Raw genomic sequence first — 19,484 nt, forward strand, 5'->3', positions numbered from 1 at the left:
TTCCTTGTTATTACATCATCCAGAACTGAGGATAAAGGAGTAGGATTAACGGGTAAATATTATCCAGGGCACCTGCGTCTTTTTCGTAAAAACACTCAATTTTGCATAGCATCGGCAAGTGATGGCTTAATAGTGGATATCTTATGTGTGATCGCTTTACGAGGATGGATCAATGATTGTCAGGACATGGCACGGCTGCGTGCCTCTCAAACACGCTGAAGGGTTTAGCGCTCATTTGCAGAAGACTGGGGTGGAGCATGCAACAGGGACGCCGGGTAACAAAGGCGCAGCTGTCCGCCGCGAAACGCAGGGTGACTGGGAGCATTTCTTCCTGGCGACGTGGTGGGAGGATCTGAATGCCGTGAAGGCATTTGCCGGAGAGCATTATCAGATTGCCGTCACTTACCCGGATGATGAGGTGTTTGAACTGTTGTCTGACCCTTACGTTTTTCAGCATGAGGTTCAGTCGGTCTCCACCTTGTGATGTCAGGCGAAGCGCTCAGAGCAAAACGGCATCCTGAGTGATTTGCCCCTGAACACCCGATACTGCGATCAGTCAGGACGAATACCGTCACCGCGGCCCACGGATTTTTCACAGTCAGCTTTTAGTCTGCCGTATGCATCGGGCGCCAGCGGGGCGGTCATCATGGTGCGCCAGGTACGGCATTCAGGCGTTTCACTGCGCTGTTGCTTCGGCTGATGTGGTGAACAGGCGGTTGTAAGAACCGTGATGGCTATCAGTAAGGCGGTTTTGTGGATCATACTCTCTCCCTGGTACGGCAGAATCTATCGCGGGAATGCCATCACTTCCCGCTCCGGTTCTGTAAGAATAGGTAAAAAATTCCCATAAGCTCTGTTTAACCATTAGCGCACTATGTTAGTTTTATCTTCCACACGGCTACAAGAGGAAAATGGTCATGACCTACTTCCAGTATGCAATGGAGCGGATTAAGCTGATTACCACCGAAGTGGAATGCCCTGATTGTCACCGACCTGGCCGACAGTCGATCACCACGCAATCAAAAGCCTCACCGATGAAATGCCCGCATTGCGAGACGAGATTCACCCTTCAGCAGTAACCGTTACTGATTTTGTCACAGACCGCCTGATGGGCGGTTTTTGCTTTTTCGCCGTCCCGTTTTGCCTCATACACTATTGTCGGATCAGGTTCAGCGCCGCGCTCCGGGGTAACGTTTTTTCCTCGATAAAAATAGCGGCCTGTTACCCGGTTTAAAGGACAGCCACTGGGTTTGTGCCAGTGACGGTTTTCTTCAACGGCAAATGCTATGCTAATCGTGCTTATCTGCTGTTAAACGCCGACAGGCCCGGTTTAACGCATTCTTACATATCATTTTCGCAGGTCGCAATGTCATGAATAAGCTGCACCGGTTGTGCCTGGTTCTGGGCGATCAGCTATCGTTTGATCTGGCTTCATTACAGGGGCTGGATGCGGAGCGCGATACGGTTTTACTGGTTGAGGTCATGGAGGAGGCCAGCTATGTTCCTCATCATCCGCAAAAAATCATATTGATCTTCAGCGCCATGCGCCATTTTGCCCAGGCGTTACAGCAACGTGGCATCCGGGTTGAGTATGTCACTCTCGATGACCCGAAAAACAGCGGATCAATACCCGGTGAACTCAAGCGCTGGCAGTCGCTGGTGGCGCCGGACGAAGTGCATCTGACCGAGTGCGGAGACTGGCGACTGGAAGAGTCGATAAAGGCGTGTAGCTTCCCGATTCACTGGCATAGCGATACCCGATTTCTGTGCACGCGCAGTGAGTTCTCTTCCTGGGCTGCAGGTAAAAAACAGCTGCGCATGGAGTTTTTTTATCGTGAGATGCGTCGTAAGAGTGGGCTGCTGCTGAACGGCGACGGCAGTCCTGTCGGTGGGGCATGGAATTTTGATGCTGAAAACCGCAAAGCGCTGCCCAAAAACGTCACCGCACCGTACCCGGCACGTTTCAGTGCAGACGCCATTACCCGTGACGTCATGGCACTGGTGGGCGAACATTTTAGCCATCATTACGGTTCAGCCACCTCTTTCGATTATCCGGTGACTCATGAAGATGCCCGCGCTCTGTGGGATTATTTTCTCGATTACGGTCTTGCAGCCTTTGGCGACTATCAGGATGCGATGGCCAGCGATGAGCCTTTTTTGTTCCATGCTCGCATCAGTGCGGCGCTCAATATTGGTCTGCTTGATATGCGCCAGTTATGTGCTGATGTGGCATCTGCCTATCAGGCAGGCCATGTTGCACTCAATGCTGCCGAAGGATTTATCCGTCAGTTGATTGGATGGCGTGAGTATGTACGCGGCGTCTATTGGCTGAAAATGCCCGAATACGCCAGCGGTAATCGATTTGCTAATCGCCGGGTGCTGCCAGAGTTCTACTGGACGGGTGAAACACAGATGAACTGCATGCGGCAAACCATCGGGCAAAGCCTGGAACATGCCTATGCCCACCATATTCAGCGCCTGATGGTAACCGGCAATTTTGCGCTGCTAGCGGGTATTGCACCAGAGGAGGTATGTCAGTGGTATCTGGCGATTTATATGGATGCATTTGACTGGGTTGAACTCCCCAATACGCTGGGTATGGTGATGCATGCCGACGGGGGATATCTGGGATCTAAACCCTACTGCGCCAGCGGACAGTATATTAATCGTATGTCTGATTACTGCCGTAGCTGCGCATATAAAGTCAGTGAAAGCACCACCGACAATGCCTGCCCGTTCAACGCCCTCTACTGGCATTTTTTGATGCGCCATAGCGATATTCTACGGGATAATCCGCGTATGAACCTGACGTATAAAAACCTTGAGCGTATGACCGATGTCCGGCAACAGGCGCTCTGGCAACACGGTGAGGAGCTTCTGGCCCGCCTGGATGCCGGTGAGGCGTTGTGAAAAAAAAGAGTGAGCTCCCGGTTAAAATCTGTGCCGTCTGCGGGCGGCCTTTCAGCTGGCGCAGAAAATGGGCGAACTGCTGGGAAGAGGTGCGCTACTGCTCAGAACGTTGCAGGCGACAACGGGTGCCGCGTTAAATGTCGCGGTGATGGTGAAGACGCATCGACAACTAAATTCCCCGCCACTTCAGGTGCTTTCCAGAATCTCATCGCAAGGCGCTTGATCGCAGCACAGATTCAGCGATACTGTATATAAATACAGTATTATTGAGATTCCCCTTATGCAGTTCATCCGCCCGACCGACAGTTATCACGCCCTGCACCTGCCTTTATTCCTTGAGCGCGTTCCGTGTGGCTTTCCCAGCCCGGCGCAGGACTATGTTGAAGATCGCCTCGATCTCAACAAGTTTGCCATTAAGCACCCCAGCGCCACCTACTTTATCAAAGTCAGCGGGGACTCGATGCGTGGGGCAGGGATCGGGGACGGTGACCTGTTGATCGTCGATCGTTCACTGACCGCCGTGCATGGCGATATTGTGGTGGCGGCTGTGGCCGGAGAGTTTACGGTCAAAGAGTTGCGTACCCGGCCCACACTGCAACTGGTTCCCCATAACAGCGAGTATTCCGCGATCGTCTTTTTGAGTGAGGAAGAGCTGGAGATTTTCGGCGTGGTGACCTTTACCCTTAAAGCACACAAATAACCATGTATGCGCTGGTGGATGTGAACAGTTTCTACACTTCCTGCGAAACGGTTTTCCGCCCGGACCTGCGCGGGCAGCCCGTGGTCGTGGTATCCAATAACGACGGGTGCGTGATCTCCCGCTCGGCGGAAGCCAAAGCGCTGGGGATCAAAATGGGTGCGCCTTATTTTAAGCTGAAACAAGAGCTGCAGCGCCAGCATGTGCATGTGTTCAGCTCTAACTATGCGCTCTATGCTGACCTCAGTGAGCGGGTGATGATGTTACTGACGGAGATGTCTCCGGGCATTGAAATTTACTCGATTGATGAAGCCTTTATTAATGTTGCCGGGGTGGAAAATTGCATGCCGCTGGAAACCTTTGGGCACCAGATGCGCAGTCGCGTATTGAAAGAAACGGGGCTGACGGTGGGCGTGGGAATTGGGCCGACGAAAACGCTGGCAAAACTCGCCAATTATGCGGCGAAAAAGTGGCGCAGGGCTGGCGGCGTGGTTGACCTGTCGAATGTTGAGCGCCAGCGTAAGTTACTGGCGCTGGTGCCGGTAGAAGAGGTATGGGGCGTTGGTCGGCGGATCAGTAAAAAGCTCAATGGGATGGGCATAGAGAATGCGCTGCAACTGGCGGAATCGTCCCTGTGGGTGATCCGCAAAAATTTCAATGTGGTGCTGGAAAGAACCGCGCGTGAACTGCGCGGTGAGCCGTGTCTCGGGGTGGAAGAGTTTGCCCCCACCAAGCAACAGATTATGTGCAGCCGCTCGTTTGGCCACCGTATTACCGACTATGAAGAGATGCACCAGGCCATCTGTGCCTATGCCGAACGCGCCGCCCAAAAATTGCGGCAGGAAAAACAGTTCTGTCGTTTTATCAGCGTTTTTCTGCGCACCAGCCCGCATGCGGAAGGGGAGGTTTTCTATGGCAACCAGGCTTCCGGCACGTTGTTGATACCTTCTAACGATACGCGTGACATTCTCCGTGTGGCAACGGAGGCCCTCGATCGTATCTGGATTGAAGGGCATCGCTATATGAAAGCTGGGGTGATGTTGGGGGATTTCTTCAGCCGGGGCGAGGCTCAGCTCAACTTGTTTGATGAGTATCAGCCGAAGCCCAATAGTGAAGCACTGATGCAGGTGCTGGATGAGTTGAACCAGTCGGGCAAGGGAAAGGTATGGTTTGCCGGGCAGGGCATCGAAAAATCCTGGGCGATGAAGCGGGAAATGTTATCTCCCGCGTATACCACCCGCTATGCCGATTTCCCGGTGGCGAAATAGCCTGATCGTATCTATCTCATTTATATCAACCATAACAAACTACATCTATCACGACATCACAGCCCTCGCTCTGCCAGGTCGCCGCTGTTTCCACGCGCTGTCGAAAGGTGATGCCTTTTGACTGTTGCACGAGGTGGAACACCTGCTATGATGTTCCACATCACGGAACAAGGACTGCGCCATGATTAAAAGCTTTAAGCATAAGGGACTAAAAAAATTCTTTCTAAAAGATGATAGTAGCGGTATCGAACAAAAGCTGGTGGGTCGAATAAGGAACCGCCTGACCGTGATTGATGCGGCAGAAAAAATCGGAGCGATCGATATGCCTGGTTACGACCTGCATCCGCTCAAAGGTGATCGGCAGGAAATGTGGTCAGTTAGCGTATCGGGTAACTGGCGTATCACGTTTACGTTTATTGATGGCGATGCTGAGATTCTTAACCTGGAGGATTACCACTGATGAAAATGGCTAACCCTGCTCACCCTGGCGAGATCATTGCAGAAGCACTGGATGATATGCGCGTTAGCGTCCGCCAGTTCGCCCGGGCAATGGAAATTGCACCCTCAACGGCCAGCCGGTTGTTGTCAGGATATACGGCGGTAACACCTGAGATGGCGTTGCGTCTCGCTATCGTTGTCGGGAGTACGGCGGAAACCTGGATGAAAATACAGACAAATTACAGCCTGCATCAGGCACGGCAAACGCTGGACACCCGTCATCTGCATCGACTATCGGCAGCCTGAAAAACACAGAACAGCCCGCCTGCAAAGGGCCGGGCTAATGTCTGCTTCTGAGATGCATTCGCTCTTCAAACTGATGCCATAACGCCAGCAGAACGCCCGGCAGGCAAATACCGATAATCACTAAAAAACCAATTAATGGCCCACCGATCAGCAGCAGAGAAAAGAGTAGTGCAGCGTTCATGTTGTTCCTTCGTTATCAGGCTATCGCTGAGATTTTATGCTGTCCCAGCCATGCACAGCATGTTTTGATTACGATCATGATTGATGATTTTGGTTATCGGCGGCACTAAAAAAAACATAAAAAATAACATCCCCGACTCACGCGTACGCAAAAACCGATGTAACTTTATAAAAACACAGTTACCGACATGACAGCGCTAACTGTTTATCAACCCGGCATTTGCCGGGTTTTTTTATCCCTTAATCGGTAAGAGGGCACAGCAAAGGGGGCAACATGGCAGCAATGATATTCGCAGTGAGCCTGGGGGCTGCAGTCACCAAAGGTGCTGGTGTGGCCGGATTTATCGGCGCCACCGACTACGGTGTTCTGTTTGGCGCTTTTGCCGGTGCCGTTTTCTATGTTGTGACGGCAGCAGAACTCCAGGTTATCCGTCGGGCAGCCTATTTTATGGTGTCCTGGATCGTGGGTATTTATGGCGCAGGACTGGTCGGGGCGAAGATGGCGCTACTACTGGGGTACAGCGATAAACCGCTGGATGGCCTGGGGGCGGTGTTGCTGTCGGCGCTGGCGATTAAAACGTTAACGTTTTTCAGCCAGCAGGACCCGTCAAAGTGGCTGGCGCGCTGGAGAGGAGGACCTCATGGTAACAAATGATCCTATGGTCATCACCAACGTGGTGGTGTGCTCAGCAATCGTGCTGCGCCTGATGTTCTTCTATAAAGCCGGGGCCCGGCATCAGCGGTGGGCATCGTGGCTGGCCTATATGATCATTCTGGCTTACGCCTCTGTGCCTTTTCGTTTTCTCTTCGACGTCTATGCCCATACGCACTGGGCGGCGATTGTCATCAATGTCATTTTTTGCGCGGCGGTTTGGCGTGCAAAAGGCAACGTTGCACTGATTTTTCAGGTGCTGCGCCCACGGCGATGAAAGCCAAGCTAATGGACTGAAGATCACCAACATCAACCCGACAATCTACTGAGGAGGTATTCCCGACATCCCGACGTCAGTCACCTTTCCGTGCCGCTTCCCGGCATCGATGACCACTCCTTTCTTCTTGCCCACAGGGCATTCCTGACAGGCTTTCCTGTCTTTATCCGGAGGTTTATATGATTGAAGTTAACTGCTTTGCCGATCTGCGTACCACCGCACCCGCGAAGGCTGGCGATATTGCCATGCTGAAACGTTATTACGATAAAGACTCGACCTTTCACGGTGGCGGCGATTTTGTCGGCTTCCTCGGCACATCGCCATTGAGTGATGACGGGGGCAGTGTGGCCAAAGGTAACGGCTTTTTCTGGAAGCGTATTATTAATGATACCGAACAGGTGAACCTGTACCACTTTGGTGCCCGCGGGGATGGAGTTACCGACGACAGCGATGCTTTCCTGCGTATGTTCAAGTGGTCGCAGGGATACGATACCAATGCGAAAAACATTGGTGTTCGCTTTCCGGCCGGTAAGTTTTTGATCAACCCGATTGATCTGACGGCCAGTGAGATTGCCTGCTTCGCCCTGTACGGTGATGACAGTCCATACGGTGTGACACCGCGTACGGTGATCGTGTCGGATAAGTCGATTAACCCGGTGCTCAAAGTGAATGCTCGTCGCACGGTGATCCGTGGCATTAGCTGGAATGGTCAGGCCAGCGCCGATACCACCGTCAATACCGGGGCGATCACGCCTGATATGTTGTCGAACGTACAGCCCTTCTTTGAAAACTTCACCATTGAAGGGCAGTTCGTTAACATCCGTTGTTTCCGCGTGCAGAATAACGGCGGTACGGCGGTGAAACTGCTGGATACGCTCGACAGTCGTTTTGACCAGATCTATTCGCAGACGACCTATGCCCGCGTCTTCGATATCGGCTGGTCGAACTCACCCCGGGGCGTCTGGGACCATTCCACGGCGGTCGAGTTGACCAACGCCAACTTCCAGAGTGGTTATGGTGATGCCACGCTGATGATGCCGAGAATGACCCAGGGGATTATTCGTAACGTATGGATAGAACATACCCGTTTCCCTGGTGATCTGACCAACGGACAGTGGATTGTTGATGCCCTCAGCGTCGAGAACTGCGACAACCCGCTGTATATGAGTAACAGCCGGGCGCTGGTCCGCCAGCTTAACCTTCAGGCGGGGGCGAAAGTGAACCTCGATAACGCCCCGGGCCGCTGGCTTTCCGGCTATGAGAACGGCTGGCGTCGGGATGAAAACTACGGCACGGTGATGACCGGTTCGATGAAGGCGGGCTGGTACAGCGGCTATAAACTGACGAACACCACCACCAGTGATAAATGGTTCAAGGTGGGCAAATTTATCTTTCCGAAGGTCAATCAGCAGTGGACGATCGAACTGCTGGGCAAAATGTCGACGGCCAATCCTTCCGGCGTCGCGGGTAATCCCACGCAGGCGGTGTCCAGCGGGATGACCTGGTTGAACTTTCAGCGCTGCGCCACTGCCGTATGGGGCGATATGTTCCATCGCGGGCAGCCGGCAGTGTTGGATGTGAAGTACAAACGTAGTTATGAAAATATCGTTGAAGTGTGGGTCAAACTGAAGGCGGGGAGTGGTGACGCGATGTTTAATTTACGCTCAACCGGCCCGACGCGTTTTGAGGCGGGCGAGTGTTCCTTGTTTACGCCGGACCTGACGGAAGCGCTGGATGAAACGGAGATCGGTACGGTCACGCCGAATGCCCGTCTCAGTTTACATAACGGGCTGGCGGGCTTTGGTGCAAATGAAAACGGGGTCGCCACGATGGCCACCAGTGTCGCCTCCGCCCCTGCCAGCAGCGTGCCGACAGGGTATGTGACACTCAATATCAATGGTGTTGACCGCAAACTGCCGTACTACAGCTGATAAAAAAGTAAATACATTAACCGCCCTTAGTTGGGCGGTTTTTTATTTATCATGATCAATTGTCCGAATCAGACTCTTTTCCTGATAAACCTTAGTGAAACAAGTGATAAATTTCCCTCTGCGAGTCAGTTTTTCCGCGCTTTCAGGCTGGCATTAATCTGAATTAAGGCAAGGAAACGCCTTTTTTAAGCGATAAACGCTTGAAAAGCAGGCAATGGCTGATTTAAATCCAGCGGCGGGGTTGTGATGACGTCACCAGGCTACGTAAAATAGGTCCAAAAGGTAAATCAGGAGAAGATCGTGTCTGAAACTGCATCTGGCGAACATCAATTTGAACGGCTTGAAGAAGCTAAAAATATCGCCCTCGGCTGGCGTATTGTGGGGCAGATGCCACCACAGACCCTTGAAGAAGCCATTCAGATGCTGCGCGACAGCTCAGATTTTGCCGCGAAAGTGTGCGATTTGCTGACAGAAGAGCTGGCTGCGAATAAGCGACGCTAAGGCGCATCGTTTTAATCAGATGACAGCCGCGCTGTTTCACCGCGATGTCGAAAGCGGGACCACTCGTCCCAGCAGTTTTCCGGGTTTATATCACTGAAGTTCTGTGACGGATCGAGCGCAAAGGCGATACGATCGGGAATAGACACACACATGGCGGTATCGCGCAGTGCTTCTACCTCTTCGCGCGTCAGGCTCGCCCCTTTCTGTCGTTCCGCATCGCTCAGTAATCCCATCAGTGAGGGAATATAAATTGTGGCCATAGCATGCCCCATTGGTCTCTTATTGTGATGGTTAATTTTTCGGCATCGCAGAGGGGAACTTTAGTGACAGGGCTTGCACAGGAGGGTCACGGGTTAAAAAGACTGATGTTTTAGGCAAAAAAAAGCCCGCTAAGAGCTTTAATGCGGGCCAACACCAGGGAAATCGATTAAAATAAATAATAGGATGAATCTGAATGAATGCAAATGAAAAGCATCTTTATTACGCATTAAATTCAAAAAATTTGGCATGTCACCGCACATATACATCAAAATTCTTCTGATACCATCCACTGATCGGCTTCATCGAACATCTCTTCAACGATGCGTAATAGCGTGGATTTATCGCTTTTACTGGCGTCGCTCTTCACACCGTTAGCCTGCATGGGTTTTACCTTGACCTGTGCGTCAGGAAACACTCTCTTGACCCGCTTTTCCAGCTCATTAAGAATAAGTTGTTCGGCATTGGCCAGACCGGCTACGTTGCGCTTGTCATAAATCAATTCAACAAACATTTTTGCTCCTTGTGCATTTTTGCTGGATAAAAATACAGGTATCTTATGCCGGGTTCAAACACTATTTCCGCTCTGGCAGGAAGAAAGGCAGCAAACCGCAAAACAGGGCTTCCAGCGGGACTAGAATAGGGCACCGGTTAAAAAGGAGAGCAGCATGAACAAGATGATGGCAAGTGCGATGGTGTTAATGATGATGGGAGTGTTGGCAGGGTGTGCCAGCGACCACATCTTGCATATGCGGGATGGCAGTACGGTCGTGGTTGAGGGTAAACCGCACCTGGATAACGCCACTAAAATGCTGGTCTATACCGACGCAACCGGGCGCACCCAGGCCGTGAACCTGGACGAAGTGCAGGGGATGTCCCGGCTGAAAAACTGATCGTCATCCTTATCTGCCAACCGATGCTGAGCGGAAAGAAGAGCAGAATACCCGCTAATGTCCGCCAATCGGCAGTACCGAGTGGCGCAGATCCAGCACATTATTTTCCGCTTCATCCAGCAGCGCCAGCCACTGGCGCACATCGACTTCCTTCCATGCCAGATGCCCGGCAGTGGTGCCCATCAGGACCACATCCGGGCGTAACGCGCGATAAAACTCCAGCGTCTGCCGCAGTTCACTCTCATTACTTTCATCGACCAGCACGGTGACCCAACGATCATGGGATAGCGTGACAGTGTCACCGACGAATAAATACGTTTTACCATGAGGAGAAGCATACAGATAGCTGGTGCTGCCCGGCGTATGCCCCGGGGTGGGCACCACATGAAAACTACCGCAGTGGACCTCCGCTGCATTGAACGTGGCATCGGCTTCGGCAAAGTGGCTGACCTGGCCTAATGCACGCGCATGACAGTAGAGTGCGGAGTTGAAACGTTGCTGTAAGCGCCGCGTACCCGGACTGGCTTCGTGCCAGTGCGTCAGATAGTGGCGAATAATGCCCCCCTGATCCGCAATCACCTGGTGGTCCTCCGGGTGTTCAACCCGTGATATCAGCAGGTTGCCACGCACATGTTGCAGTAAGAAACCATGCATCATCAATACGGGTTCATCGTCACTGGCAGGAAATTCCGGGGTGGATACCCAGAGATCTTCATATAACTGTTTCATCTTTTTTGCGCTCCCAACGATCAGCGCAGCACAGGATGTCCTGATACCTGTAACGAAGCGGCGGTATTCTCCACCGTCAGCATTCCCTGGGCGCCAAGGGGCAAGGTGACGGTGTCCGCGCTGTGGCCGAACGCTAACCCGGTAATTACCGGAATACCCGTCAGATCGCGTATCAGGTTCCAGGCACTGGTGAAATCGTAGCCATTGTCGTAATCCGTAGAAGTGGTTCCGCTAAAACTGCCGATAATAATGGCATTCTGGCGGGAAAGAATACCGCTCTGATGCAGTTGCAACAGCATGCGTTCGATACGGAAAGGATGTTCATTCACATCCTCGATCACCAAAATGCCGTCCTGAATATCCGGCATCCACGGTGTGCCGATCAGTGAAGCGATCATCGCCAGGTTGCCGCCCCAAACTGTACCGGTTGCCTGAACGCGTGGTGAGACTGTCGTCCACTCCAGAGTTAATTTAGGCGAAGTTAGCGCGCGCCAGAAGTGTTCAACGGTAAAATCAGACAAAACCTCAGCGCCGAAATTGCCCGCCAGCATTGGCGCGCTGAAGCTTTGCATCCCACTTTGCGCCAATAACGCCAGCTGAATGGCAGTAAAATCGCTGTGGCCGCAGAGGGCGAGCGGGGCACCGGCCAGCCGCTCACGCAGTGCCGCGTAGTGAATATGCGGTAACAGTCGGCTGGCACCATAACCTCCGCGTACTGCCAGAACGATATCCGGCAAGGGATTAAGCTGTACCAGGCCGTTGATATCGGCCAGACGCTGGCTGTCATTACCGGCAAAACGTTGCTCGCGGCGGGCAATAATACCGCTGTTATCAACCCGGTGGCCATCAGCCTGCAAACGTGTCACACCGCGCGCTGCGGCCGCAGGATTGTGGCAGTAGCCGGAAGGGGCAACCAAATGGATCGTACGTGGGATTGTCGACATAACGCTCACTTTGATGATTTTTTATGCGCCAGCAGTGAATTATTTCGAACCGGGCGCTGTCCAATTGATTCGATGATGACGAATAGCCGCTATGAAGTCACCAGCATGCCGCACAATTTAAGAGTTACGGTAATTTCCTAATGGCCGGCAACCCGTATGATAGTCGCGAAGCTCGGGCTCAGAGGATAATAAAAACGTGAGAAAAAGCGTGAAAATGGCGGCGATGATCGCTGCATTATTGCTGGCAGGTTGTGCCAGTGAACCCCAGAGAAAAATTGTTCGTCAGCCGGATACTCCCTTAACTCAGGCCCCTCCTTCGCAGGTGGCCAGTGCCTGGTCGATGATGACCGAGCAGGCAGCACAGCGGAATGGTGTGGATCAAAAGCTGGTGGAAGCGATTATTAGCGTAGAATCGGGCGGCAACCCCACGGTCGTCAGCAAGTCGAATGCCGTTGGATTGATGCAGATAAAAGCCTCTACGGCAGGGCGGGAAGTGTATCGTTCACAGGGCCGACGTGGGCAACCAACGAAGTCGGAACTGCGTGACCCGGTGAAAAATATCGATATTGGTACTGCGTACCTGCGTATTCTGCAAGAGCAGCAGCTGGCGGGGATTCGTGATCCGAAAACCCTGCGCTATGCCACTATCGTCTCCTACGCTAACGGTGCAGGTGCTTTACTGCGAACCTTCTCTCGTGACCGCGATCGTGCTATTGCGATGATTAACGCCATGACCCCGGAAGCGTTTTACCAGCATGTGCAGGATAAACATCCTGCGGCCCAGGCGCCACGTTATCTGTGGAAAGTCACCACCGCCTATCGCACAATCTGAATCACTCCTGGAAGCGGTTGGCTTTATCACGCGCCAGCCGTTCCAGCGAGAAAATCACCTGTTGCAGCTCACGTTCCTGCCCGGCATTCAGCGACAGGAAGCGGAAGCTGAGGCGTGGTGTTACGATTGTCTCGCTTTTACTGCCCACCACGCTGCGTTTACCAATGGTAATCAGCTGTGCATCCACTTCAAAACGGCCATATTCCCCCATCTCCACGCGCAGCTTTTTAATGCTGTCGCCGATTTGTAGCGTCTCCGGCAGGGCATTATCGGACAACACGCCAACGCCGCCCAGTGAGAGGTCTTGCAAACGCAGGCGACCTTCACCTGATCCATCAGGCCAGGGGATATAGCAGTAAAACACCGGGTTGAGCGGTGCCGTTACGCGGAAAAATTCGCGGCGCTGGATCATCCAGAGCAATTCAGGCAGCTCGGCAGAAAATGCCGGTAATCCTTCGTGCTCGTCCTCGCCAAGGGCCACCAGGGCAAACTCAACTTTGGCACCGCGTGTTTCTGCGGTGATATGCAGATTCCGGGCCTCTTTCGCCAGCTGATTGTCGTAATCATTACTGCCGAAATCGAGCAACATGTTCTCTTTATCCGCGTACAGTAGTCGTGTGATGAACTGACCGCGAGCGTGCGACACCATCACGGGTGTTTGACTGTCCAGCAGATCGCGCAGGACGGCCAGAACTGCCAGCGGCCCACGTTTCAGGTATTGTTCTTTGTCGTCCTCTTTCACATCCGGCTCCAGTCGAATAGCAAATCATGCGCGTTAGCGACCCTGTAACGGTTATCGGCAACCCCTTCAAGGGCTTTACAATTATTTTACGCGATAGACAAAGAAAGTTTAGATTTAAATCACAGGCTTAGAAACCTCGCCTATACTTAGTGCGTTTTATTAGGCGAAGCGTTAAATCATAAGATTATAAGGAGTGACTAATGGGTATTATTTCATGGATCATCTTTGGTCTGATCGCCGGTATTATCGCCAAATGGATTATGCCGGGTAAAGATGGCGGTGGTTTCATCATTACCGTGGTTCTTGGGGTGGTGGGGGCCGTTGTGGGTGGCTGGATCAGCACCTTCTTTGGTTTCGGCAGGGTAGATGGTTTTAACTTCGGCAGCTTTATTGTCGCGGTGATTGGTGCGATCGTGGTGCTGTGGATTTACCGTAAGGTACGCAGTTAACACAACGGTTTAGAAACAAGGGAGGCTGAGGCCTCCCTTTTTACTGTCTGGCTTTTAGAAATCGTAACCCACGGTGGCGATCACGCTGCGTTCAGCCCCCACGTAACAGTTGGTGGTGCTGTAACAGGCGGCGATATAGTCACGACCGAACAGGTTATTGGCATTGACCTGCACATAAGCCCCTTTAATGCTGCTGTTCCAGTCGCCCAGATTGGCACGTACAGAGGCGTCGACCAGCGTGACGGAGGGGACCCGCGAGGTATTGTCGTCATTGGCCCACTGTTTACCGATGTAACGCACCCCGGCACCGGCACTGATGCCGTAGTCAAACTGATAGTGTGCCCAGGCAGAGGCCATCTGATTGGGTGTCAGCAGTGGCGTGTGGCCATCATTGCCGTCCTGCAACTCTTTATAACGTACGTGGTTCAGCGTATATCCGGCGATGGTACTCAGGCGCGGGGTCAGCTGATTACGTGCTTCCAGCTCAAGTCCCTGAGAGTGCACTTTCCCGGCGGGAATGTAGGTGGCGCTGGCAATATCGTTAGAATCACGTGCCGCGACATCTTTCTGCGTCAGGTCATACACGGCAGCGGTGTACAGATCGCTGGTGCCCGGTGGCTGGTATTTCAAACCGGCCTCATACTGCTCAGACGTGGAAGGTTTCAGCAGGTTGCCATCTTTGCCAGGAAGAATGGATGGCGTGACCGCCTGGCTGTAGCTGACGTAAGGCGACAGGCCGTTTTCAAAGGCATACAACAGCGATGCGCGTCCGCTGATGTGATCATCCTGCAGACGATGTTTAACATCGGTGGTGTGATTATCCTGCTCTGACACCATGCGATCATAGCGGCCGGACAGCGTGGCATGCCAGCGATTCCATTCCAGCTCATCCTGCAAATAGACGCCGGACTGATAGTAGCGGCGAGTGGTGTTGTCCTGAGCGGTGACGGCTACACTGTGAGAGGCAGTGGCACCGGTGAAGGGATCGAGTGGGCTGGCACTCCCGTATCCGCTCCAGACATCGTTTTTATACTGATGGTATTCTGCACCCACCACCAGCTTATGCGTCACGTCGCCAGTGGCGAAATCCGCTTCCAGCTGATTGTCCGTTGACCAGGCATCCAGTGAACCGCGTGAGCCACTGTAGCCACGTGCTATCTGGTCACTATCACCGATCCAGCCGTTCTGATACACCTGATCCAGGGCAACGCTGCTGTGCGTGTAGCTGGCATCAGAGCGCACTGCCCATGTCTCATTGAAGCGGTGCGAGAAGGCGTAGCTGTAAACCTGTTCACGCCGTTTGTACTGGTCAACGCTGCTTTCGCCTTCGTTGAAGCCATCCTTTAACCATTTGCCATTATGCTGAGTCAGGTTACCGGAGAGCGGTGTGGAGCCGTGATAACCACCAGAGGGATCTTTTTGCAGGTAGGCACGCAGCAACAGGGAGGTGTCTTCTGACGGCTGCCACAGCAATGACGGCGAAATCGTGTAACGTTCTTCACGTGTATTGTCATACTGCGTATCGCTGGTGCGCGTCATGCCGATCAGGCGGAAGGCCCACTGGTCATTAATCGCATTGGTATAATCAAAGGCGGCCCCTTTGGTATTTTGTGTTCCACCGGTCAGACGGAAATGCCCTTCAGAGACAAACTGCGGGCGTTTCGAGGTCATGTTCACCAGCCCGCCGGGAACGGTCTGACCATACAGCGCAGAGGAGGGACCTTTGATGATATCAAGGCGCTCAAGGAACCAGGGATCGACCTGCATAATATTATGGCTGCCGCCGTCGCTCATCAGGCGCATACCATCGAGGAACAGATTATCGACATCGCCGCCGTGGAAGCCACGCAGGGCAACGGTGTCAAAACGGGTGGCACCCCCACTGAAGTTAGAAAACACCCCTGGCGTATAATTCAGCGCCTGGCCAACGGTATTGGCGGCCTGATCGTCAATCTGCTGGCGGGTGACGACAGACACCGACTGACCGGTGGTGATCAGCGGCTGATCGGTTTTGCTGGCGCCGGTAGACGTGGTTGCGGTATAGCCACGCGTTGGTGAATCGGCGGTCTCCGCGGGCGCTGCCGTCACCACCATCTGGCTGTCAGCAGCGAAAGTCATGCCAGGGGCGGTCATCGCAATGGCGCAGCACAGCACCGATCGCTTCAGGTTAAAAACCAGAGTCATCTTCTTTCCTTGTAGGGTGGATCGAGGGAACTGAAAGCCGATCAGATCCCTCGGGAAAAGGCATTCTTACATAAAAGTAACAAAATATGAGAATAACAATGAGAATTGTTATTGTTATCGTTGATTTTTTCAAGCGTAAATTTTATTTCAGTATCGGAAGGTGTCTGGTGGGCTGCGGAGTCTGGCAGCGTGAGGTGAGGGGGGCCGGGAACGATAAAAAAAGGCGGCACAAAGGCCGCCCGGTCAGGGGTTAATGCAGGTTAAGGTGCTGGTTTAGCCGTGCTGATATCCCCCACATTATTACAGGTCACGCCTTTAGGGCAGTAAAGATCCATTAATTTCAGCGTTACGCCATTGGTCCAGCCAAAGCCATCCTGCAACGGATATTCGCCGCCACCGCCGCCACCCAGTCCTTTACCTTCGACAACGTATTTCTCGACCAGCTTGTGTTCTTTATCGTAGGTGGCCTGCACGTTTTGCAGGAAGCGCATACCGATCTCTTTCGCCAGGTCCTGCTTACCATAGTGATTCAGCCCCTCAACGGCGGCCCACTGCAACGGTGCCCAGCCGTTAGGCGCATCCCACTGCTGGCCGTTGTTGACGGTGGTGGTCACCAGGCCACCTTCTTTCAGCAACTGCGCTTTCACGGCGCTGGCCGTACGGTTAGCGTGATCGTCCGTCGCGGCCTGCACATAGAGCGGGAACAGCGTGGCGGCGGTTAACTGCGGACGGACCTGCGCTTTCTGCCAGTCATAGTCGGCATACCAGCCCTGTTTCTCATCCCACAGATAGCGGTTGATCGCGTCACGACGCTGTGTGGCACGCTCGGCCAGACGCTTGCTTGCACCTTCATTTTTCGCCACCTGGTAAGCGTGGGCGAGGGTATTCTCCAGGTGGAACATCAGGGCATTCAGGTCCACCGGGACAATGCGGGTGGTATGAATGGTAGCCAGATCACCCGGTTTATCGAACCAGCGAGAACTGAAGTCCCAGCCCGATGCGGCCCCGGCTCGCAGGTCGCGATACAGCCCGGCTTTATCGCGCGAAGGGGCTTTCCCGGCGGTGGCGATATCGTCCATCCAGGATTCGGTACGCGGCACATCGCGGGCATCCCAGTAGCGGTTCAGTACGGTGCCGTCTTTAAGCTTAACGACGCGTTTGCTGGCCGAACCGGCGGCTAAGGTGCTGCTGTCAGCATCGGCCATCCAGTAGTTGTACTCTTTTTCCAACTGCGGCAGATATTTGCTGTAGACCGCTTCACCCTCATGTTTTGCCAGCAGATCAACCATCATACTGAAGAACGGGGGCTGCGAGCGGCTGAGATAGTAGCTGCGGTTACCGTTGGGGATATGGCCGTATTTATCCAGCTCAGAGGCAAAGTTATCGACCATATCCTGCACCCGATCCCAGTGACCGCTTTCCGCCAGCCCCAGCATGGTGAAGTAGCTGTCCCAGTAATACACTTCGCGGAAGCGCCCACCCGGGACGACATAAGGCTTCGGCAGCGGCAGCAGCGAATCCCACTGATTGGCCTGGCTGGCGGAGCGCGTCAGCACCGGCCACAGGCCGTTGATATGTTCACGCAGACTCTGGCCAGCGGGCGGGACATATTTGTCCCCCTCTGCGGGCAGGATAAAATTCGTGGCAACAAATCGCTTCAAATCGAAATTGCGCTGCATTTTCTGCATTTGCCAGTCGGTAAGAATGGCCGTCGGATCCTGTTTGGGCACGGCATCAGCAAAAGTTTTCTGGTCGGGGAAAATTTTTGCCGCCTGCACCGCGTGGAACAACGGCCCGAGGCGGATGTCCGGTGGCTGCGGGTTACTGCTCAGCATGCGCTGATTATCTTCCGCCTGAAGCGTGAAGCTGGCGGTCAGCGCGGCGGTGAGCAGCAGGGGGGTAAACAGGCGTGTATTCCATTGACGTTGTTCGACTCTTCTCATTAGCCATTCTCCATGTCCAGACCATGCATGATCTGTAAGTAGTTGAGCAGATTAAAACTTTAGTCGAATTTAACGAAAGGGTAAGGGATCGAAGGGGCAAAGTGTGAGTCAGGTAGGGATTTTAACACCACAATGCGCTGAATGTGGTCGAAAAAATACAGCGGGAATGGCAGGAAACACGGGGACTGGCAGGCCCCCGTGAGGCGATATTACAGATTCACGCAGGTCTCTTCCGGCAGGCCAAGCATCAGATTCAGGTTCTGTACCGCGGCACCCGAGGCGCCTTTGCCGAGGTTATCCAGGCGAGCAACCAGAATGCTCTGGCGCTGCTGTGCATGGCTGAAGACAAACAGTTCCATATTATTGGTATTATTCAGCGCTTCCGGCAGCAGGTAAGGGGCGGTATCGGCATCCAGGCTGTTCAGTGCATTCACGTGAATAAACCGCTGGCCGTGATAGAAGTCAGCCAGCGCCTGCTGTAACGTTTCGCCATCCACATCATTCAGCGGAATAAACACCAGCATACCCTGCGCATAGTCACCGACGGACGGCTGGAAGATCGGCTTGCTGCTCAACCCACTCCACGCCTGAATCTCTTTCAGGTGTTTATGATCAAAGCCCAGGCCGTAGGCGGCAAACCCGGTGCCTGCCTGCTGGTATTTTTCGATCATCGCTTTGCCGCCGCCGCTGTAGCCGGATACGGCGTTAATCGCCAGCGGTTGATCGGCTTTCAGCAGGCCGCTTTGGGTCAGCGGTGCGAGCAGGGCGATAGCGCCGGTAGCGTAACAGCCCGGATTGGACACATGGCTGGCAGCACGAATTTTCTCGCGCTGGTCGGCCGCCAGTTCTGGCAGACCATACACCCAGCCCGCTTCTACGCGGTGCGCAGAACTGGCATCCAGCACGCGTGCACCCACCTCATCGGCCAGTGCCACGGCTTCACGTGCAGCAGCATCGGGCAGGCAAAGGATGCTGACATCCGCCTGTTTCATCAGCGCCTGGCGGGCAGCGGCATCTTTACGCTGCGCCTCATCAATGCTGAGCATTTCAATCTGAGGGTGACGGGCCAACCGCTGCTGGATCTGTAACCCGGTGGTGCCTGCCTGACCGTCGATAAACACGCGATATTTCTGACTCATTACCGTCTCTGCCCTGACTTCGTAAAAAAAAGAGTGGTGAGAGTATGCGAGATTTAGGGCGAAGGGACAATAAAAAATGACTGAATATCTGTTTTATTTGCATAATAAGTCATTATTGTTCGAGTGGACAGATCAACATCCTAAGGTCAACGTCTTAAGTTCAACGTCTTAAGGTCAAGGGCGTTTCGCTTTCCCGCTGCGCGGGCGAAGC

Annotated in this window: 25 protein-coding genes; 15 read left to right on the forward strand and 10 right to left on the reverse strand. The window is 53.4% G+C overall.

Annotated elements, in window-relative coordinates:
* Positions 1-172: 172 nt before the first annotated feature.
* Entirely contained in the window at positions 173-484 is a 312-nt protein-coding gene (locus tag LJN55_RS09695) for a hypothetical protein (RefSeq protein ID WP_227536143.1), read from the forward strand.
* Between the two features lie 68 nt (positions 485-552).
* On the opposite strand, the gene LJN55_RS09700 is transcribed toward LJN55_RS09695, so the two are convergent.
* On the reverse strand, positions 553-762 hold the full coding sequence (locus tag LJN55_RS09700; RefSeq protein WP_227536144.1) for a hypothetical protein: 210 nt from the start codon (positions 760-762) through the stop codon (positions 553-555).
* A gap of 176 nt (positions 763-938) precedes the next feature.
* Here LJN55_RS09700 and LJN55_RS24035 point away from each other — a divergent pair, with 176 nt between their 5' ends.
* From LJN55_RS24035 to LJN55_RS09735, 7 genes are all read left to right on the forward strand, one after another.
* Complete coding sequence (locus tag LJN55_RS24035) at positions 939-1,079, forward strand: hypothetical protein (RefSeq protein ID WP_407647807.1); 141 nt, start codon at positions 939-941, stop codon at positions 1,077-1,079.
* A 292-nt stretch (positions 1,080-1,371) separates the two neighbouring features.
* The gene (locus LJN55_RS09710; protein ID WP_227536146.1) at positions 1,372-2,910 is read left to right on the forward strand and encodes a cryptochrome/photolyase family protein; all 1,539 of its coding nucleotides are present in this window, start codon (positions 1,372-1,374) and stop codon (positions 2,908-2,910) included.
* On the forward strand, positions 2,907-3,047 hold the full coding sequence (locus tag LJN55_RS09715; protein ID WP_227536147.1) for a DUF2256 domain-containing protein: 141 nt from the start codon (positions 2,907-2,909) through the stop codon (positions 3,045-3,047). The genes LJN55_RS09710 and LJN55_RS09715 overlap by 4 nt, the downstream gene beginning before the upstream one ends.
* A gap of 143 nt (positions 3,048-3,190) precedes the next feature.
* Positions 3,191-3,610, forward strand: coding sequence for a translesion error-prone DNA polymerase V autoproteolytic subunit (umuD, locus tag LJN55_RS09720; protein ID WP_133843318.1), 420 nt, complete (start codon positions 3,191-3,193; stop codon positions 3,608-3,610).
* A gap of 2 nt (positions 3,611-3,612) precedes the next feature.
* Entirely contained in the window at positions 3,613-4,875 is a 1,263-nt protein-coding gene (gene umuC, locus LJN55_RS09725) for a translesion error-prone DNA polymerase V subunit UmuC (RefSeq protein WP_227536148.1), read from the forward strand.
* 181 nt (positions 4,876-5,056) lie between these two features.
* Positions 5,057-5,335 (forward strand): type II toxin-antitoxin system RelE/ParE family toxin, encoded by a 279-nt coding sequence (locus LJN55_RS09730; RefSeq protein WP_133843348.1) that lies wholly within the window; start codon positions 5,057-5,059, stop codon positions 5,333-5,335.
* Positions 5,335-5,619: a HigA family addiction module antitoxin gene (locus LJN55_RS09735; RefSeq protein WP_159337278.1), complete on the forward strand. Its 285-nt coding sequence runs from the start codon at positions 5,335-5,337 to the stop codon at positions 5,617-5,619. Before LJN55_RS09730 ends, LJN55_RS09735 begins: the two co-directional genes overlap by 1 nt.
* Before the next feature lie 34 nt (positions 5,620-5,653).
* Here the strand turns inward: LJN55_RS09735 and LJN55_RS09740 are convergent, their stop codons facing one another.
* Positions 5,654-5,800, reverse strand: a complete 147-nt coding sequence (locus LJN55_RS09740) for a hypothetical protein (RefSeq protein ID WP_159337277.1) — start codon at positions 5,798-5,800, stop codon at positions 5,654-5,656.
* Between the two features lie 273 nt (positions 5,801-6,073).
* Between LJN55_RS09740 and LJN55_RS09745 the strand changes: the two genes are divergently transcribed.
* The 4 genes from LJN55_RS09745 to LJN55_RS09760 all read left to right on the forward strand — a co-directional run bounded on the left by LJN55_RS09745 (position 6,074) and on the right by LJN55_RS09760 (position 9,160).
* Positions 6,074-6,454: a putative holin gene (locus LJN55_RS09745; protein WP_133843352.1), complete on the forward strand. Its 381-nt coding sequence runs from the start codon at positions 6,074-6,076 to the stop codon at positions 6,452-6,454.
* Complete coding sequence (locus LJN55_RS09750; RefSeq protein WP_227536149.1) at positions 6,441-6,728, forward strand: phage holin family protein; 288 nt, start codon at positions 6,441-6,443, stop codon at positions 6,726-6,728. The genes LJN55_RS09745 and LJN55_RS09750 overlap by 14 nt, the downstream gene beginning before the upstream one ends.
* Before the next feature lie 179 nt (positions 6,729-6,907).
* A complete protein-coding gene (locus LJN55_RS09755) occupies positions 6,908-8,659 on the forward strand; it encodes a glycosyl hydrolase family 28-related protein (protein WP_227536150.1) in 1,752 nt (583 codons plus the stop codon).
* A gap of 300 nt (positions 8,660-8,959) precedes the next feature.
* Positions 8,960-9,160 carry a hypothetical protein gene (locus LJN55_RS09760; RefSeq protein WP_133843358.1) on the forward strand — a complete coding sequence of 67 codons (201 nt, stop codon included), beginning with the start codon at positions 8,960-8,962 and terminating at the stop codon, positions 9,158-9,160.
* Between the two features lie 11 nt (positions 9,161-9,171).
* Here LJN55_RS09760 and LJN55_RS09765 read toward each other — a convergent pair whose 3' ends face one another.
* On the reverse strand, positions 9,172-9,420 hold the full coding sequence (locus tag LJN55_RS09765) for a hypothetical protein (protein ID WP_133843360.1): 249 nt from the start codon (positions 9,418-9,420) through the stop codon (positions 9,172-9,174).
* A gap of 266 nt (positions 9,421-9,686) precedes the next feature.
* Positions 9,687-9,932, reverse strand: coding sequence for a DinI-like family protein (locus LJN55_RS09770; RefSeq protein WP_133843362.1), 246 nt, complete (start codon positions 9,930-9,932; stop codon positions 9,687-9,689).
* A 154-nt stretch (positions 9,933-10,086) separates the two neighbouring features.
* Between LJN55_RS09770 and LJN55_RS09775 the strand changes: the two genes are divergently transcribed.
* Entirely contained in the window at positions 10,087-10,311 is a 225-nt protein-coding gene (locus tag LJN55_RS09775; RefSeq protein ID WP_227536151.1) for a YgdI/YgdR family lipoprotein, read from the forward strand.
* Positions 10,312-10,365: 54 nt separating this feature from the next.
* On the opposite strand, the gene LJN55_RS09780 is transcribed toward LJN55_RS09775, so the two are convergent.
* Both LJN55_RS09780 and ldcA read right to left on the reverse strand, forming a co-directional pair.
* On the reverse strand, positions 10,366-11,040 hold the full coding sequence (locus tag LJN55_RS09780) for an MBL fold metallo-hydrolase (protein WP_133843366.1): 675 nt from the start codon (positions 11,038-11,040) through the stop codon (positions 10,366-10,368).
* Between the two features lie 20 nt (positions 11,041-11,060).
* Entirely contained in the window at positions 11,061-11,984 is a 924-nt protein-coding gene (gene ldcA, locus LJN55_RS09785) for a muramoyltetrapeptide carboxypeptidase (RefSeq protein ID WP_227536152.1), read from the reverse strand.
* A 196-nt stretch (positions 11,985-12,180) separates the two neighbouring features.
* Here ldcA and emtA point away from each other — a divergent pair, with 196 nt between their 5' ends.
* Positions 12,181-12,816, forward strand: coding sequence for a membrane-bound lytic murein transglycosylase EmtA (emtA, locus tag LJN55_RS09790; protein WP_159337275.1), 636 nt, complete (start codon positions 12,181-12,183; stop codon positions 12,814-12,816).
* Between the two features lies 1 nt (position 12,817).
* Here the strand turns inward: emtA and LJN55_RS09795 are convergent, their stop codons facing one another.
* Positions 12,818-13,558, reverse strand: coding sequence for a flagellar brake protein (locus LJN55_RS09795; RefSeq protein ID WP_133843371.1), 741 nt, complete (start codon positions 13,556-13,558; stop codon positions 12,818-12,820).
* A gap of 200 nt (positions 13,559-13,758) precedes the next feature.
* Here LJN55_RS09795 and LJN55_RS09800 point away from each other — a divergent pair, with 200 nt between their 5' ends.
* The gene (locus tag LJN55_RS09800; protein ID WP_133843372.1) at positions 13,759-14,007 is read left to right on the forward strand and encodes a GlsB/YeaQ/YmgE family stress response membrane protein; all 249 of its coding nucleotides are present in this window, start codon (positions 13,759-13,761) and stop codon (positions 14,005-14,007) included.
* A 54-nt stretch (positions 14,008-14,061) separates the two neighbouring features.
* On the opposite strand, the gene LJN55_RS09805 is transcribed toward LJN55_RS09800, so the two are convergent.
* The 3 genes from LJN55_RS09805 to argC form a co-directional block, all read right to left on the reverse strand.
* Positions 14,062-16,191: a TonB-dependent siderophore receptor gene (locus LJN55_RS09805; RefSeq protein ID WP_227536153.1), complete on the reverse strand. Its 2,130-nt coding sequence runs from the start codon at positions 16,189-16,191 to the stop codon at positions 14,062-14,064.
* Positions 16,192-16,451: 260 nt separating this feature from the next.
* A complete protein-coding gene (gene treA, locus LJN55_RS09810; RefSeq protein ID WP_227536154.1) occupies positions 16,452-18,134 on the reverse strand; it encodes an alpha,alpha-trehalase TreA in 1,683 nt (560 codons plus the stop codon).
* Positions 18,135-18,343: 209 nt separating this feature from the next.
* A complete protein-coding gene (gene argC / locus LJN55_RS09815; RefSeq protein WP_227536155.1) occupies positions 18,344-19,273 on the reverse strand; it encodes an N-acetyl-gamma-glutamyl-phosphate reductase in 930 nt (309 codons plus the stop codon).
* Positions 19,274-19,484 lie beyond the last annotated feature (211 nt).

It is taken from the genome of Erwinia rhapontici, assembly GCF_020683125.1.
GTDB lineage: Bacteria > Pseudomonadota > Gammaproteobacteria > Enterobacterales > Enterobacteriaceae > Erwinia > Erwinia rhapontici.

Bases quoted from the DNA above. Each gene is read 5' to 3' on its own strand.
- LJN55_RS09740 (WP_159337277.1), bottom strand. From the start codon at position 5,800: ATGAACGCTGCACTACTCTTTTCTCTGCTGCTGATCGGTGGGCCATTA.
- LJN55_RS09750 (WP_227536149.1), top strand. From the start codon at position 6,441: ATGGTAACAAATGATCCTATGGTCATCACCAACGTGGTGGTGTGCTCA.
- LJN55_RS09755 (WP_227536150.1), top strand. From the start codon at position 6,908: ATGATTGAAGTTAACTGCTTTGCCGATCTGCGTACCACCGCACCCGCG.
- argC (WP_227536155.1), bottom strand. From the start codon at position 19,273: ATGAGTCAGAAATATCGCGTGTTTATCGACGGTCAGGCAGGCACCACC.
- LJN55_RS09800 (WP_133843372.1), top strand. From the start codon at position 13,759: ATGGGTATTATTTCATGGATCATCTTTGGTCTGATCGCCGGTATTATC.
- LJN55_RS09730 (WP_133843348.1), top strand. From the start codon at position 5,057: ATGATTAAAAGCTTTAAGCATAAGGGACTAAAAAAATTCTTTCTAAAA.
- LJN55_RS09805 (WP_227536153.1), bottom strand. From the start codon at position 16,191: ATGACTCTGGTTTTTAACCTGAAGCGATCGGTGCTGTGCTGCGCCATT.
- LJN55_RS24035 (WP_407647807.1), top strand. From the start codon at position 939: ATGGAGCGGATTAAGCTGATTACCACCGAAGTGGAATGCCCTGATTGT.
- LJN55_RS09745 (WP_133843352.1), top strand. From the start codon at position 6,074: ATGGCAGCAATGATATTCGCAGTGAGCCTGGGGGCTGCAGTCACCAAA.
- treA (WP_227536154.1), bottom strand. From the start codon at position 18,134: ATGAGAAGAGTCGAACAACGTCAATGGAATACACGCCTGTTTACCCCC.
- LJN55_RS09735 (WP_159337278.1), top strand. From the start codon at position 5,335: ATGAAAATGGCTAACCCTGCTCACCCTGGCGAGATCATTGCAGAAGCA.
- LJN55_RS09695 (WP_227536143.1), top strand. From the start codon at position 173: ATGATTGTCAGGACATGGCACGGCTGCGTGCCTCTCAAACACGCTGAA.
- LJN55_RS09770 (WP_133843362.1), bottom strand. From the start codon at position 9,932: ATGTTTGTTGAATTGATTTATGACAAGCGCAACGTAGCCGGTCTGGCC.
- umuC (WP_227536148.1), top strand. From the start codon at position 3,613: ATGTATGCGCTGGTGGATGTGAACAGTTTCTACACTTCCTGCGAAACG.
- LJN55_RS09700 (WP_227536144.1), bottom strand. From the start codon at position 762: ATGATCCACAAAACCGCCTTACTGATAGCCATCACGGTTCTTACAACC.
- umuD (WP_133843318.1), top strand. From the start codon at position 3,191: ATGCAGTTCATCCGCCCGACCGACAGTTATCACGCCCTGCACCTGCCT.
- LJN55_RS09710 (WP_227536146.1), top strand. From the start codon at position 1,372: ATGAATAAGCTGCACCGGTTGTGCCTGGTTCTGGGCGATCAGCTATCG.
- ldcA (WP_227536152.1), bottom strand. From the start codon at position 11,984: ATGTCGACAATCCCACGTACGATCCATTTGGTTGCCCCTTCCGGCTAC.
- LJN55_RS09780 (WP_133843366.1), bottom strand. From the start codon at position 11,040: ATGAAACAGTTATATGAAGATCTCTGGGTATCCACCCCGGAATTTCCT.
- LJN55_RS09775 (WP_227536151.1), top strand. From the start codon at position 10,087: ATGAACAAGATGATGGCAAGTGCGATGGTGTTAATGATGATGGGAGTG.
- LJN55_RS09765 (WP_133843360.1), bottom strand. From the start codon at position 9,420: ATGGCCACAATTTATATTCCCTCACTGATGGGATTACTGAGCGATGCG.